At 62.3% G+C, this 14,500-nt stretch carries 15 protein-coding genes; all 15 read left to right on the top strand.

Annotated elements, in window-relative coordinates; all coding sequences use genetic code 11:
- The first annotated feature begins 10 nt into the window (after nucleotides 1–10).
- Nucleotides 11–571, top strand: a complete 561-nt coding sequence (gene frr, locus AB7A72_RS00525; protein ID WP_021026558.1) for a ribosome recycling factor — start codon at nucleotides 11–13, stop codon at nucleotides 569–571.
- Between the two features lie 27 nt (nucleotides 572–598).
- Complete coding sequence (gene uppS, locus AB7A72_RS00520; RefSeq protein WP_312524887.1) at nucleotides 599–1,312, top strand: polyprenyl diphosphate synthase; 714 nt, start codon at nucleotides 599–601, stop codon at nucleotides 1,310–1,312.
- 61 nt (nucleotides 1,313–1,373) lie between these two features.
- A complete protein-coding gene (locus AB7A72_RS00515) occupies nucleotides 1,374–2,228 on the top strand; it encodes a phosphatidate cytidylyltransferase (RefSeq protein ID WP_312455593.1) in 855 nt (284 codons plus the stop codon).
- Nucleotides 2,229–2,236: 8 nt separating this feature from the next.
- Nucleotides 2,237–3,415 carry a 1-deoxy-D-xylulose-5-phosphate reductoisomerase gene (gene ispC / locus AB7A72_RS00510; protein WP_369458672.1) on the top strand — a complete coding sequence of 393 codons (1,179 nt, stop codon included), beginning with the start codon at nucleotides 2,237–2,239 and terminating at the stop codon, nucleotides 3,413–3,415.
- Between the two features lie 55 nt (nucleotides 3,416–3,470).
- Nucleotides 3,471–4,832 carry an RIP metalloprotease RseP gene (gene rseP, locus AB7A72_RS00505; RefSeq protein ID WP_369458671.1) on the top strand — a complete coding sequence of 454 codons (1,362 nt, stop codon included), beginning with the start codon at nucleotides 3,471–3,473 and terminating at the stop codon, nucleotides 4,830–4,832.
- Nucleotides 4,833–4,936: 104 nt separating this feature from the next.
- Entirely contained in the window at nucleotides 4,937–7,177 is a 2,241-nt protein-coding gene (gene bamA / locus AB7A72_RS00500) for an outer membrane protein assembly factor BamA (protein WP_373450593.1), read from the top strand.
- Nucleotides 7,177–7,698 carry an OmpH family outer membrane protein gene (locus AB7A72_RS00495; RefSeq protein ID WP_021026564.1) on the top strand — a complete coding sequence of 174 codons (522 nt, stop codon included), beginning with the start codon at nucleotides 7,177–7,179 and terminating at the stop codon, nucleotides 7,696–7,698. Before bamA ends, AB7A72_RS00495 begins: the two co-directional genes overlap by 1 nt.
- Nucleotides 7,699–7,711: 13 nt before the next feature.
- Nucleotides 7,712–8,698: a UDP-3-O-(3-hydroxymyristoyl)glucosamine N-acyltransferase gene (gene lpxD / locus AB7A72_RS00490; RefSeq protein WP_312455536.1), complete on the top strand. Its 987-nt coding sequence runs from the start codon at nucleotides 7,712–7,714 to the stop codon at nucleotides 8,696–8,698.
- 12 nt (nucleotides 8,699–8,710) lie between these two features.
- Nucleotides 8,711–9,151 (top strand): 3-hydroxyacyl-ACP dehydratase FabZ, encoded by a 441-nt coding sequence (gene fabZ / locus AB7A72_RS00485; protein WP_021026566.1) that lies wholly within the window; start codon nucleotides 8,711–8,713, stop codon nucleotides 9,149–9,151.
- A gap of 6 nt (nucleotides 9,152–9,157) precedes the next feature.
- Nucleotides 9,158–9,958, top strand: coding sequence for an acyl-ACP--UDP-N-acetylglucosamine O-acyltransferase (lpxA, locus tag AB7A72_RS00480; protein ID WP_239811602.1), 801 nt, complete (start codon nucleotides 9,158–9,160; stop codon nucleotides 9,956–9,958).
- A complete protein-coding gene (lpxB, locus tag AB7A72_RS00475) occupies nucleotides 9,958–11,139 on the top strand; it encodes a lipid-A-disaccharide synthase (RefSeq protein ID WP_369458670.1) in 1,182 nt (393 codons plus the stop codon). The genes lpxA and lpxB overlap by 1 nt, the downstream gene beginning before the upstream one ends.
- Complete coding sequence (gene rnhB, locus AB7A72_RS00470; RefSeq protein WP_369458669.1) at nucleotides 11,111–11,746, top strand: ribonuclease HII; 636 nt, start codon at nucleotides 11,111–11,113, stop codon at nucleotides 11,744–11,746. Before lpxB ends, rnhB begins: the two co-directional genes overlap by 29 nt.
- A gap of 45 nt (nucleotides 11,747–11,791) precedes the next feature.
- On the top strand, nucleotides 11,792–12,580 hold the full coding sequence (locus tag AB7A72_RS00465) for a TrmH family RNA methyltransferase (RefSeq protein ID WP_369458668.1): 789 nt from the start codon (nucleotides 11,792–11,794) through the stop codon (nucleotides 12,578–12,580).
- Nucleotides 12,581–12,888: 308 nt separating this feature from the next.
- A complete protein-coding gene (carA, locus tag AB7A72_RS00460) occupies nucleotides 12,889–14,076 on the top strand; it encodes a glutamine-hydrolyzing carbamoyl-phosphate synthase small subunit (protein ID WP_312455453.1) in 1,188 nt (395 codons plus the stop codon).
- Nucleotides 14,077–14,137: 61 nt separating this feature from the next.
- The gene (locus AB7A72_RS00455) at nucleotides 14,138–14,497 is read left to right on the top strand and encodes a hypothetical protein (RefSeq protein ID WP_239811607.1); all 360 of its coding nucleotides are present in this window, start codon (nucleotides 14,138–14,140) and stop codon (nucleotides 14,495–14,497) included.
- The last annotated feature ends 3 nt before the right edge of the window (nucleotides 14,498–14,500 follow it).

Below are 14,500 nucleotides of genomic sequence, written 5' to 3'. Positions count from 1 at the left end.
GGAGTTGACAATGACAGTCGCAGAAATCAAGAAGAATCTCGAAGGCAAGATGGACCAATCGATTGCCGCGTTCAAGAACAACCTGACCAAGATCCGCACCGGCCGCGCCAATCCCGCGCTGCTGGACACCATCCAGGTTGACTACTACGGCTCGATGATGCCGCTGTCGCAGGTGGCCAATGTGGCCTTGATCGACAGCCGCACCATCAGCGTGACGCCTTGGGAGAAGGCGATGGCTGCCAAGGTGGAAAAGGCCATCCGCGAAAGCGACCTGGGCCTGAACCCCGCCTCGATGGGCGACCTGATCCGCGTGCCGATGCCTCCGATGAGCGAGGAGCGCCGCAAGGAGATGACCAAGCTGGTCAAGGCCGAAGGCGAAAACGCCAAGATCGCCATCCGCAACCTGCGCCGCGATGCCAACGAAGGCGTCAAGAAGCTGGTCAAGGACAAGGAAGCATCGGAAGACGACCAAAAGCGCTCCGAAGCCGAGGTGCAGAAGATCACCGACAAGCACATCCAGCTGATCGACCAGCTGGTGGTCGAAAAAGAAAAAGACATCATGGCGGTCTGATCCAGATCTGGATCTGCTTTTCCGCGCATGACTGCTGCTGTATTACCGCACCACATTGCCATCGTGATGGATGGCAATGGCCGGTGGGCAAAACGCCGTTTTCTGCCTCGCCTGGCGGGCCACAAGCAAGGGGTGGACTCGCTGCGCCGCTGCGCCAAGGCCTGTGCCGAGCGCGGCGTCAAGGTGCTGACCGTGTTTGCCTTTTCTTCCGAGAACTGGAACCGTCCCACCGACGAGGTCGATGGCCTGATGAACCTGCTGGCCGGCGCGCTGGCCAAGGAAGTGCCATCGCTGGCCCGGGACGGCATCCGCCTGTTCTTTGTCGGCGACCGGGCCTCCCTGTCTGCCAAGGTGCAGGCGGGCCTGGCGCAGGCCGAGCAGGCGACGGCCCACAATGACCGCATGGTGCTCAATGTCTGCTTCAACTATGGTGGGCGCTGGGACATTGCCCAGGCGGCAGCCAAGCTGGCTGCAGCGGGCCAGCCGATCACCGAAGGGGCGCTCAACGATGCGATGGCGCTGGCCCATGTGCCTGACCCCGATCTGCTGATCCGAACGGGTGGAGAGATGCGCATCAGCAATTTTCTGCTGTGGCAATCGGCCTATTCGGAGCTGTATTTCAGTGACAAGTGGTGGCCTGATTTTGACGAGCAGGCCTTGGACGAGGCGATTGGTGAATTCCAGCGGCGTGAGCGCCGCTTTGGCAAGATCTCCGAGCAGCTGGTCCAGTCCCCCTCGTAGTACGCCTACTGCTGATGCCTGGCACCCCGGGCATCAGTTTTCTTTTTTCCAGGAGATCAATTTGCTCAAACAACGCATCATTACGGCCATTGTTCTCCTGCTGATCCTGGTGCCCGCGATTGCTGCGGGCAATCCCGTTCCGTTTGCGGCGCTGATGCTGTTGGCCGTGGTCGCCGCTGCCTGGGAGTGGGGGCGTCTCAATGGTCTGCAGGGTATGGCTGCCTACGGCCTGGGCGCTGTTGCGCTGGTGCTGTGTGGCGCCGCCTGGGCCCTCGGGTGGACGCAGGCTTCGCTGCCTGGCGTGTGGCTGGTGGCCGGTGCTGCCTGGGTGCTGCTGGCCGCCTATCTGCTCAAGGCCGGGGTGCCGGGCTGGGCGCCCATTCCGCGCGCGCTGCGCCTGGTGGTCGGTGTGCTGGCGCTGTGGGTGGCCTGGCTGGCCATCGCGCAGGCCAAGTGGATCGGCGTCAACTTCCTGCTGTCGCTGTTTGCGCTGGTGTGGATGGCCGACATCGGTGCCTATTTTGCAGGCCGCCAGTTCGGGCTGCGTTTCACCAAGAGCAAGCTGGCGCCTGCCATCAGCCCGGGCAAAAGCTGGGAAGGGGTCTGGGGCGGCGCACTGGGTGTGCTGCTGATGGCCCTGGTGTGGAGCTGGGCGGACCGCCATTTTGGCGCGCAGGTGCCCAGCCTCTACAGCCGGCTGTGGGATTTTTCGCCATGGCTGATGGTGCTGTCCTGCGTGTTTCTGGCCGGCATGAGCGTTGCAGGTGACCTGGTGGAGTCGCTGGTCAAGCGCAGCGCGGGCATGAAGGACAGCAGCCAGCTGCTGCCCGGCCATGGCGGTGTGCTCGACCGCATCGATGCGATCCTGCCCACCGTGCCGTTGGCGCTGATGCTGCTGCAATTTTTGGATAAGTGAACCTCGCGATGACCATGCAAGTTACCGTGCTCGGATCGACGGGCTCGATTGGAACCAATACGTTGGATGTGGTGGCGCGCCACCCCGATCTGTACCGCGTCTTTGCGCTGAGCGCGCATTCGCGCGTGGACCTGATGCTCGCGCAGTGCCTGCAGTTCCAGCCACGCTATGCGGTGATGACCAGTGCCGCGGCCGCCTCGGCATTGCGCGAAGGCCTGCGGGCCGCGGGCAGCCGGGTCGACGTGCTGGAAGGTGAGGCAGCGCTGGAAATGGTGGCTTCCCACAGCGATGTGCATGCGGTGATGGCCGCCATCGTCGGCGCCGCAGGCCTGCGCCCTGCAATGGCCGCAGCCAAGGCCGGCAAGCGCCTGATGCTGGCCAACAAGGAAGCGCTGGTCGTGGGCGGCAAGCTCTTCATGGATGCCGTCGCCGATGGTGGCGCAACCCTGCTGCCCATCGACAGCGAGCACTCGGCGATCTTCCAGTGCCTGCCGGAAGACCCTGCGGTCTGGCCTCAACGGGTGGACCACATCATCCTGACGGCCTCGGGCGGTCCGTTCCGCACCCGCGAGCCATCGAGCTTGCGCGATGTGACGCCGCAGCAAGCCGGCAACCACCCCAACTTTGCGATGGGCCGCAAGATCTCGATCGACTCGGCCACGATGATGAACAAGGCGCTGGAGGTGATCGAGGCGCGCTGGCTGTTCAACCTGCAGCCCGAGCAGATCCAGGTGGTCATCCATCCGCAGCAGATCGTGCATTCGATGGTGCAGTTCCGCGATGCCTCGGTACTGGCCCAACTCGGTACGCCCGATATGCGCGTACCAATCGCCTGTGGCCTGGCCTGGCCCGAGCGTGTGGCCAGCGGGGCTGCGCCACTGGATTTCGCCAAGCTCTCGGCGCTGACCTTTGAAGAGGCCGATGCGCGGCGTTTTCCCGGCTTGCACCTGTCATGGCAGGCGCTGCGCGCGGCGGAAGGCACCACGACGGTGCTCAATGCGGCCAACGAGGTGGCGGTGGCCGCGTTTTTGGATGGCCGCATGCGCTTTGACCAGATCTATCAGATCAATGCACAGGCACTCGACGGCGTGCTGCCGGAGGCGCCCGGCAGCATCGACGCACTGCTTGCGCTGGATGCCGAGGTGCGTTGCTACGCCGAAGCGCGCATTGCAGAGCTGGCCGTTTGACAGGGCTATTGCCCGGCTCAGTAGAATCGCGTTTTTCAAAGCAAGGGCTTGAGCAATGTTGACCGTTGTTGCATTTGTCGTTGCGCTGGCCATTTTGATCGCCGTGCACGAATATGGCCACTACCGTGTGGCGGTGGCCTGCGGGGTGAAGGTGCTGCGTTTTTCGCTGGGGTTTGGCCGCCCGCTGCTGCGCTGGAAGAAAAAGGGCGCGGACACCGAATTTGTCATCAGCGCGATTCCGCTGGGCGGCTATGTGCGCATGCTCGACGAGCGTGAGGCACCGGTTGCTGCGCACGAGCGCCACCTGGCCTTCAATGTGCAGCCGCTGCGCGCGCGTGCGGCCATCGTTGCCGCCGGGCCGCTGGCCAATCTGCTGCTGGCTGTGCTGCTGTACGCCTGCGTGAACTGGGTGGGCGTGCGCGAGCCGGCCGCCATTGTCGGCACGCCGCCGGCTGCCAGCCTGCTGGCCCAGGCTGGCATGCAAGGCGGTGAAGAAATCGTGTCCATGGGTTACCCGGATGCGGAGCCTGAAGCCGTGCGCTCGCTGGACGACCTGCGCTGGTTTGTGGCCCAGGCCGCGCTGGGCGGCAAGGATGTGGTGCTCAGTGCGCGCCCCGGTGCAGGTACTGCAGAGCGCAGCTACCGCTTGCCGCTGTCCAGCATCGATGCCCGCGAGGCCGACGCCAAGCTCGTCGAAAAGATTGGTCTGACCCACCCCTGGTCCGATGCGGTGCTCAGCGATTTTGAAGCCGGCAGTGCCGCCGCACAATCGGCGCTGCGCAAGGGGGACAAGGTGCTGTCCATCGACGGCGTGCGCGTGGGCGATGGCGGCGAGCTGCGCCGCATGATCCGTGCATCGGGCGAGCAGGGCGTGCCTGCCTTGCAGGACTGGCTGGTGTCGCGCAATGGCGCGCAGCTGCATGTACCGGTGCAACTGACGCAAAGCGAGGACAAGGGCAGCAAGATTGGCCGTCTGGGCGCCTTTATCGGTTCGCCGCCAGCGATGGTCGATGTGCGCTACGGCCTCTGGGGAGGTTTTGCCCGGGGTGTGCAAAAGACCTGGGAGGTCTCGGCGCTGACGGTCAAGATGATGGCCAAGATGGTCATTGGCCAGGCCTCGCTGCAGAACATCAGCGGACCGCTGACGATCGCCGAATACGCAGGCAAGTCCGCCGAGGTCGGCATCACCCAATACCTGGCCTTTTTGGCGCTGATCAGCGTCAGTCTGGGCGTGCTCAATCTGCTGCCGCTGCCGGTGCTCGATGGCGGTCACCTGATGTATTATCTTTGGGAGGCTGTCACTGGCAAGCCACCCACCCTGCAATGGATGGAGCGCTTGCAAAAAGGCGGTGTCGCCGTTTTGCTGCTCATGATGTGCATTGCGTTCTTTAACGATTTGTCTCGGCTCTTGGGCTGACTTTCTTGGCCCTGCTGCATAATGAGCGGCTCTGGTTGCTATCACAAATGACATATTCCATCCCTTCTTCGCTTCTTCGCAAGACCACGGCTGCAGCTGCCTTGATGCTGCTTGCCAAGCTGTCGTGGGCTTTGGACCCGTTCACCATCCAGGACATTCGTGTGGAAGGCCTGCAGCGTGTGGAGCCCGGCACCATCTTCGCCTCCATGCCGCTGCATGTCGGCGACGACTACAACGACGAAAAGGGATCGGCAGCCATTCGCTCCTTGTTTGCGCTGGGTCTGTTCAAGGACGTGCGTCTGGAGGCCAATGGCAATGTGCTGGTCGTCGTCGTTGAAGAGCGTCCCACCATCGCCAATGTCGACTTCCTGGGCACCAAGGAGTTCGACAAGGACGCGATGAAAAAGGCCATGCGTGATGTGGGTCTGACCGAAGGCCGCCCTTACGACAAGGCGCTGACCGACCGCGCCGAGCAGGAGCTCAAGCGCCAGTACATCAACAAGAGCCTGTATGCGGCCGAGGTGGTGACCACGGTGACGCCTATCGAGCGCAACCGTGTGAACCTGACGTTCACCGTGACCGAAGGCGATGCAGCCAAGATCAAGGAAATCCATATCTCCGGCAACAAGGACTTCAAGGAATCGACCTTGACCGACCTGTTCGACCAGGACACCGGTGGCTGGCTGAGCTGGTATACCAAGAGCGACCGCTACTCCAGCACCAAGTTCAATGCCGACCTGGAGACGCTCAAATCCTATTACCTGTCGCGCGGCTACCTGGAGTTCCGCATCGACTCGACCGAAGTGTCGATCTCGCCGGACAAGGAACGTATCTCGATCAATCTGCAGATCTACGAAGGCCCCAAGTACGTGGTCTCGGGTGTCAAACTCGAAGGCAATTACCTGGAGCGTGAGGACGAGTTCAAGTCGCTGATCTCGATCAAGCCCGGTGAGCCCTACAACGCCGACCGCGTGACCGAAACCACCAAGCGCTTCACCGACCACTTCGGCAGCTTTGGCTATGCGTTCTCGCGCGTCGAAGCCGTGCCCGAGATCGACCGTGAAAACAACCGTGTCGAGCTGGTGCTGAAGGCCGAGCCTTCGCGCCGCGCCTATGTGCGCCGCGTGAACGTGGCCGGCAACAACCGCACACGGGATGAAGTCGTGCGCCGCGAGGTGCGCCAGTACGAAGCCTCCTGGTACGACTCGGACAAGATCAAGCTCTCGCGTGACCGTGTGGACCGCCTGGGTTTCTTCAACGATGTCGCGATCGACACGCAAGAAGTGCCTGGCGCGCCGGACCAGGTCGATGTCAATGTGACCGTGCAGGAAAAGCCCACCGGTTCGCTGCAGCTGGGTGCCGGTTACTCCAGCGCTGAAAAGGTCTCGCTGACCTTCGGCATCAAGCAGGAAAACGTGTTCGGCTCGGGCAACTACCTGGGCATTGATGTCAACACCAGCAAGTACCACCGCACCCTGGTGGTGAGCACGACCGACCCGTATTTCACGCCCGATGGTATCTCGCGTACCTACGACATGTACTACCGCACCGACCGTCCTTATGACGAGCAGGGCGGCAACTACCAGATCGTGACCACTGGTGCCAGCGTGCGCTTCGGCATTCCGTTCAGCGAACTCGATACCATCTATGTCGGCGGCGGTCTGGAGAACACCCGCATCAAGCTGGGCACCAACATGCCGGCGGCCTACCTGGACTATGCAACGCGCTATGGCGATACCAGCCTGAACTTCCCGCTGACCCTGGGCTGGTCGCGCGACAGCCGCGACAGCGCGCTGGCGCCCAACTCGGGCCGGTTCCAGAAGCTGAACTCCGAATGGTCGCTGTTCGGTGATGCCCGCTACCTGAAGGGCAACTACCAGATCCAGCAGTACCTGCCGCTGAACAAGCGCTACACGATTGCGCTCAACGGTGAAGCCGGTTGGGGCAAGGGCATGGGCGGCAAGGCCTTCCCGGTGTTCAAGAACTACTTCTCGGGTGGCCTGGGTTCGGTGCGCGGCTTCGAGCAAAATACGCTCGGCCCCCGTGACGTGACGGGCGCCACCCTGGGCGGCGCGAAGAAGGTGACGCTGAACGCCGAGTTCATCGGGCCCATGCCGGGCACCGGAAACGACCGCACCTTCCGCTGGTTTGCCTTTGTGGATGCGGGCAATGTCTGGGGTGATGAGCAGGATTTGAAACTGAATGAAATGCGTGCGTCTGCAGGTATCGGGTTGAGCTGGATTTCCCCACTGGGACCGCTGCGTTTGGCTTATGCTCAGCCAATTCGCAAATTCGCAGGCGATAAAATCCAGAAATTGCAATTCCAAATCGGAACATCTTTCTAATGAAAACCGTATCTCGTTCTTTCCCATTGCTGGTGTTGGCAGCAGCGCTGTCTTTTGGCGCTGCAGCGCAGGCCCAAGAGTTCAAGGCAGGTTTCGTCAATACGGATCGCATCTTCCGCGAAGCCAATGCTGCCAAGGCTGCGCAAACCAAGCTGGAGGCCGAGTTCTCCAAGCGTGAAAAGGATCTGCTGGACCAGGGCAACGCCCTGAAGACCGCCGGCGAAAAGTTTGAGCGCGACGCGCCTACGCTGTCCGAAAGCCAGCGCGTGACGCGCCAGCGTCAGCTGGTGGACCAGGACCGTGAGTTCCAGCGCAAGCGCCGCGAGTTCCAGGAAGACCTCAGCGCCCGCAAGAGCGAAGAGCTGTCGCAGGTGCTCGAGCGCGCCAACAAGGTCGTCAAGCAAGTGGCCGAGCAGGAAAAGTACGATGTGGTGCTGCAAGAAGCGGTCTACATCAACCCCAAGTTCGACATCACCGAAAAGGTTCTCAAGGCCCTGAACGCCTCTGCCCCCGCCAAGTAAGACGGGGTTACGCGTGAGCCTGCAGCTTGTTCAGATCATGGAGGTCCTGGGAGGGACGCTTGAGCAAGGAGATCCAGCGATGGAGATCCAGGCCATTGCCTCGCTGGAAGATGCCGGTCCCCAGGATTTCAGTTTCCTCAGCAACCCCAAGCTGCAAGCCCAGATGCTGGCCTCCAAGGCCGGTTGCATTGCGGTCAGTGCGCAGATGCAGGAGCAGGCCCGCCAGCGTGGTGGTGCCTACCTGGTGGTTGACAACCCCTATCTGTACTTTGCGCGGCTGACGCAGCTGTGGCGCAAGCACCATGCGATACGCCCGGTGCCCGCCGGTATCCACCCGTCTGCGGTGGTGGAAGAGGGTGCCATCGTGCACCCTTCTGCGTCCATTGGGCCGCTTTGCCATGTGGCCAGTGGTGCCGTCATCGGTGCCGATTCGGTGCTGACCTCGCGCGTGACCGTAGGGGCGGACTGTGTGCTGGGCGAGCGGGTGCTGGTGCAGCCAGGCGCGGTCATCGGTGGCGACGGCTTTGGCTTTGCCAACGAGCGTGGGCGCTGGATCAAGATCGAGCAGCTCGGTGGGGTGCAGATCGGTGACGATGTCGAGATCGGATCCAATACCTGCATCGATCGCGGCGCACTGCGGGACACCATCATTGCCAATGGCGTGAAGATCGACAACCAGGTCCAGATCGGCCATAACGTCGAGATTGGCGAGCATTCGGCGATGGCTGGCTGCGTCGGCATCGCCGGAAGTGCCAAAATCGGGCGCCAATGCACGATTGGAGGCGCTGGAATGATTCTGGGCCACCTGGAAATCGCCGACAATGTACACATCTCGGCGGCCACCGTGGTCAGTCGTTCGATCAGGCAGCCGGGTCAGTACACCGGCTTCTTCCCTATCGACGACAATGGCAGCTGGGAAAAGAACGCCGCTACCCTAAAACATCTCCATGCGTTGAGGGACCGAATCAAGGCCTTGGAGCAAACTCAGAAAAACGGCTAAGCCGAGTTCACAATGATGGATATTCAAGCAATTCTCAAGCAGCTGCCTCACCGCTACCCCTTTTTGCTGGTGGATCGTGTGCAAGAGCTTGAGCGCAACACCCGCATCAAGGCGATCAAGAACGTCACGTTCAACGAGCCGTTCTTCACCGGCCACTTCCCGGGCCGCCCTGTGATGCCTGGCGTGCTGATCCTCGAAGCCCTGGCCCAGGCAGCGGGCTTGCTGGCGTTTGACGCGATGGGCCAGGTGCCCGATGAAAACAACATCTACTATTTCGTCGGTATCGACTCTGCCCGCTTCAAGCGTCCGGTGGTGCCGGGAGACCAGCTGGTGCTGGAGATCACCATTGACCGCGTGCGCGGCGGTATCTGGAAGTTCAATGCGGTGGCCAGTGTCGAAGGCGAAGTTGCTGCTGAAGCACAGCTGATGTGCACGATGCGCCACGTGGAATAACGGTAGATGACGGCGGTCAGTTCCATCCACCCCACAGCGATCGTTGACCCTGCGGCCCAGTTGCACCCTACGGTGTCAGTTGGGCCGTACGCAGTTATTGGCCCCCAGGTTTGCATTGGCGCCCACACGAAGGTGGGGGCGCACACGGTGATCGAGGGCATTACCACGATCGGTGAGTCCAACGTGATCCATTCGCATGCCGCGTTGGGCGGCATGCCGCAAGACAAGAAATACGCAGGCGAACCGACCCGGCTGGTGATCGGTGACCGCAACACCATCCGCGAGTTCTGCACCTTCAATACCGGCACCGCCCAGGACGGCGGCGTGACCCGTGTCGGCGACGATAACTGGATCATGGCCTATGTGCACATTGCGCATGACTGCCAGGTCGGCAACCAGACCATTCTGGCCAACAATGCCACCCTGGCCGGTCACGTGCATGTGGCTGACTGGGCCATTATTGGAGGCCTGTCGGGCGTGCACCAGTTCACCAAGGTCGGCGCCCATGTGATGGCCGGTTTTGCCAGCCATATCAGCCAGGATGTGCCCCCATTCTGCATGGTCGATGGCCACCCGCTGGCTGTGCGCGGCCTGAACCTCGAAGGCTTGCGCCGGCGCGGTTTCAGCGCCGAGCGGCTGGCGGTCATCAAGCAGGCCTACCGGCTGCTGTACCGCAGCGGCCTGACCTTGCAGGCGGCGGTTGAAGCGCTGGACAACCTGCAGGGCAGCTGCGAGGCTGAAGCCCAGGCCGATGTTCAGTTGATGCTCGACTTTCTGCAGCAATCCAAGCGCGGCATTGTGCGCTGATGGCTGCCCCTGCCGCAATGGACAAGCCCCAGGACCTGTTTTTGGCGATGGTAGCCGGCGAGACCTCTGGTGACCTGCTTGCAGGCCTGGTGCTGCAGGGCTTGGCTGCCGATTTTCCCGGTATGCGCTCGGCCGGTATTGGCGGCCCGCGCATGGCCCAGGCCGGCTTTAATGCCTGGTGGCCCAGCGAGCGCCTGGCCGTGCATGGCTACAGCGCCGAGCTGGTACGCCGCATCTGGGGTATTTTGCGCATCCGCAAGCAGTTGGTGCAGCGTTTGACGGCTGAGCCGCCCCGGCTGTTTGTCGGCGTCGATGCGCCTGATTTCAACCTGGGTGTCGAAGAGCGCTTGCGCGCCCAAGGTATCAAGACGGTGCATTTTGTCTGCCCCTCGATCTGGGCCTGGCGCCCTGAGCGGGTCGAGAAGATCCGCCGCTCGGCAGACCATGTGCTGTGCATTTTTCCGTTTGAGCCGGCCTTGCTGGCCCAGCACGGTATTGCCGGCACCTATGTGGGCCATCCGCTGGCCAATGTGATTCCGCTGCAGCCCAATCGCGCTGCAGCACGCCAGCAGCTTGGCTTGCCGCTGGAGGGCGAGGTGCTGGCCGTGCTGCCCGGCAGCCGTGCCTCGGAAGTCAGCTACATCGCCAAGCCATTCTTTCTGGCCGCTGCGCGCCTTTTGCAGGCGCGACCTTCGCTTACAATCGTCGTCCCTGCCGTTCCGGCTTTGCGCGCACGCATTGATGCGCTGGCTGCTGAATGCGGGATATTGGAGCGCATCCGTGTGCTCGATGGCCAGTCGCATCTGGCGCTGGAGGCCTGTGACTGTACGTTGATCGCCAGCGGTACCGCCACCTTGGAGGCGGCGCTGTTCAAGCGGCCGATGGTCATCAGCTACCACATGCACGCCATCAGCTGGCGCCTGATGCGCAGAAAGCAGTTGCAGCCCTGGGTGGGCTTGCCCAATATCCTGTGCCAAGACTTTGTCGTGCCCGAGCTTTTGCAAGAGGCGGCGACGCCTGAAGCCTTGGCCGAGGCGGCGGCGCAATGGTTGGACGCGCCGCGACTCGATCCCGCACGCCTGGCCCAGCTGGAGCAGCGTTTTCATGACCTGCACCTGGAACTGCGCAGGGATACCCCAAAGCTTGCTGCCGATGCCATCCAAAAAATTCTCTCTGCCTGACCAGGCCACCTTGCCCTGGCATCCGCCGGGCCTGGTGGCGGGCGTCGATGAGGCAGGGCGCGGCCCGCTGGCAGGGCCGGTAGTGGCTGCGGCCGTCATTCTCGATGAGCGCTCACCCATTGCCGGGCTGGCGGATTCGAAGAAGCTCACCGCGCGCACCCGCGAGCGCCTGTATGACGAGATCTGTGGCAAGGCGCTGTGCTGCTCGATTGCGATGGCGACCGTTGAAGAGGTCGATGGTCTAAATATCCTGCAGGCCACGATGCTGGCGATGCAGCGCGCGGTCCACGGCCTGCGCCTCAAGCCCGTGCGTGTGCTGGTCGATGGCAACCGCATTCCGCGTCTGGAGATGCCCGCCGAGGCGATTGTCAAAGGCGATGCATTGGTGCAGGCCATCTCGGCGGCATCGATTCTGGCCAAGGTGCATCGCGATCGCTGGTGCCAGGACATTGACCGGCTGTACCCGCAATACGGCTTTGCCGCTCACAAGGGGTATGGCACTGCGGTGCACCTGGCTGCGTTGCAGAGCTTTGGCGCCTGCCCGGAGCACCGCCGTTCGTTCTCACCCGTGGCCCAGGCCCTGGCCGTCGTCAAGACCGGCGCCTGACCGCCCTCGCTGTTGCGGGCGCCTGCCTGCGCAAAGGAATTCTCTGTGTCCCCTGCTGAGCACCCACCCGTTTTTATCCAGTCGCGTGACAATGCGCTGGTCAAGGATCTGCGCCGTCTGATGGAAGAAGGCGCGGCCTACCGCAAGCAGGGGCGCTACTGGATCGAGGGCGACCACCTCTGCCGCGCAGCGCTGACGCGCGGCGTCAAGCCGGCCGTGGCCGTGTTCTCCGAGAAATTCTGGCAGTCGCCCGAGAACGTGTATGCCCATGCGGCCGCGCGCAACATCGTCATCGACACGGCCTTGCTGGCCAGCCTCAGTCCGCTGCCATCGCCTGCGCCCTTTGGCTTTCTGATGGACCTGCCGGCTCAGCAGGTGGGCATCCAGCCCGGCGTCGCGGCCGTGGTGCTTGACCGGGTCCAGGATGCGGGCAATGTGGGCTCCATCCTGCGCAGCGCCTCGGCCTTTGGTTTTGGCCAGGTGATTGCACTCAAGGGATCGGCAGCACTGTGGAGCGGCAAGGTGCTGCGCGCCGGCATGGGCGCGCATTTTGCGTTGCACCTGGTCGAGAATGCCTCCCAGGAGGACGTGCTAGCCTTGCAGCAACCGCTGTTGGTCACCAGCTCGCACCAGGGTGACTGGCTGCACCGCGCCGCGCTGCCCTGGCCCTGCACCTGGGTCATGGGGCACGAGGGGCAGGGCGTGTCCGAGCCGCTGCAGGCGGTGGCACAGCACCATATCCGTATCACCCAGCCCGGTGGTGAAGAGTCGCTCAATGTAGGTGCTGCAGCGGCGATTTGCCTGCATGCCAGCGCCGCTGCACGCGCGGATTAACGCGCCACCCCGGACCCGGGCGGGCCGGATGATTCAGGGCTAACGAGTATGCGCTTTGCGTGTTTTATCTGGTATTTCTACGCTCTGCGTTGGTGTGATGCTGCGCAGAGTGTGTAATTTTTGGCGATTTAGCCCGCAAATCATCCCCTGCACCCACTCAGATTGCAGCTTGCACGCTACAATGGGTGGCTTTCAAGTAATCACGTCGCCCGGCTGCACTCAAAGCAATCTCTCATAAGCACAGTCTTCGCGGTGATCCTCCGGGACACCACAGACTCCGGGCGACCCGTAACCATCCGGAGAACCCAGTGTTTTTGTCTCAACAGAGCGCGTTTCCTCCCGCCATCCTGGCGCTCGCAGACGGCACGGTCTTTATTGGCAACTCAATTGGTGCGCAAGGCACCACGACCGGCGAAGTGGTGTTCAACACCGCGATGACCGGTTACCAGGAAATCCTCACCGACCCCAGCTACTGCCAGCAGATCGTGACACTCACGTATCCGCATATCGGCAACTACGGGATCAATGCGGAAGATATTGAGTCCGACAAAGTCTTTGCTGCTGGCCTGATCATCAAGAATCTGCCACTGCTGGCCAGCAATTTCCGCAGCACGGAAACCCTGTCGGAATACCTGATTCGCAGCAAGACGGTCTCCATCGCCAACATCGATACCCGCAAGCTCACCCGCCTGCTGCGCGACAAGGGTGCGCAAAACGGCGCCATCGTCGGCTTGGCCGCAGGCGAGCAGGTCTCGCAAGCACGCATCGATGAAGCCATTGCCGCCGCCCAGGCCGCGCCCAGCATGAAGGGTCTGGACCTGGCCAAGGTGGTCAGCGTGTCGCAGTCCTATGAATGGGTGCAGACCGAATGGCAACTGGCGCGTGCCGATGGCACGCCCGGCTACGGCAAGCTGCAGGACCATAGCTTCCACGTGGTCGCCTATGACTACGGCGTCAAGAAGAACATCCTGCGCATGCTGGCCGAGCGCGGCTGCCGTGTGACGGTGGTGCCGGCCCAGACGCCTGCCGCTGAAGTGCTGAAGTACCAGCCCGATGGCGTGTTCCTGTCGAACGGCCCCGGCGATCCAGAGCCTTGCGACTATGCGATCGACGCTGCGCGCACCATTATGGACAGCGGCGTGCCGACCTTCGGTATCTGCCTGGGCCACCAGATCATGGCGCTGGCCTGCGGTGCCAAGACCTTCAAGATGCAAAACAGCCACCACGGTGCCAACCACCCTGTGAAGGACCTGGACTCGGGCCGCGTCTGCATCACCAGCCAGAACCATGGCTTTGCGGTGGACCTGGACACCTTGCCGGCCAACACCCGCGCCACGCATGTGAGCCTGTTCGATGGCACCTTGCAAGGCATGGAGCGTACCGACCGGCCGGCCTTCTGCTTCCAGGGTCACCCCGAAGCCTCGCCAGGCCCGCATGATGTGTCGTACCTGTTCGACCGTTTTGTGAAACTGATGCGCGAGCACAAGAAGGCCTGATGCCAGGCGCCTTCTGCCGCCGCCCGCGCCTGCGCACGATGAACCCAAGGAATATGCTGCCGTGAAACTTTTTTCTTTTCCTGTTGCCACCCTAGAAAAAGCGATCAGCAAGCGCATCATGACCTTGCCGCCCGAACACAAGGAGTGGTTCATGGCGCGCTGGCAGCAAAAGCCCTATAAAAAATCATTCCTCGACAACAAGGCCTTGCCGCTGGTGACCATCGTGTCCAAGTGCAAGTCCATGTCGGACGAGGACTTCGACCAGGTGATGGCCGAGTGGGACGCCAAGTTCTACGAAGCCGAGGCGCAGGTACTGCGCCCCATGGTGCAAGGGGATGGTCTGCTGCAACTGATGCAGAAGAACCTGCCCGAGGCCCGTGTCCTGGCCATTTTGAACAAATTAGATACCGACCGCGTATAAACC

This window comes from Comamonas sediminis (genome assembly GCF_041107495.1).
Taxonomy (GTDB): Bacteria; Pseudomonadota; Gammaproteobacteria; order Burkholderiales; family Burkholderiaceae_C; genus Comamonas; species Comamonas sediminis.
The sequence above is the reverse complement of the archived record's forward strand: the minus strand, read 5'-3'. Positions and strand labels throughout refer to the sequence as shown.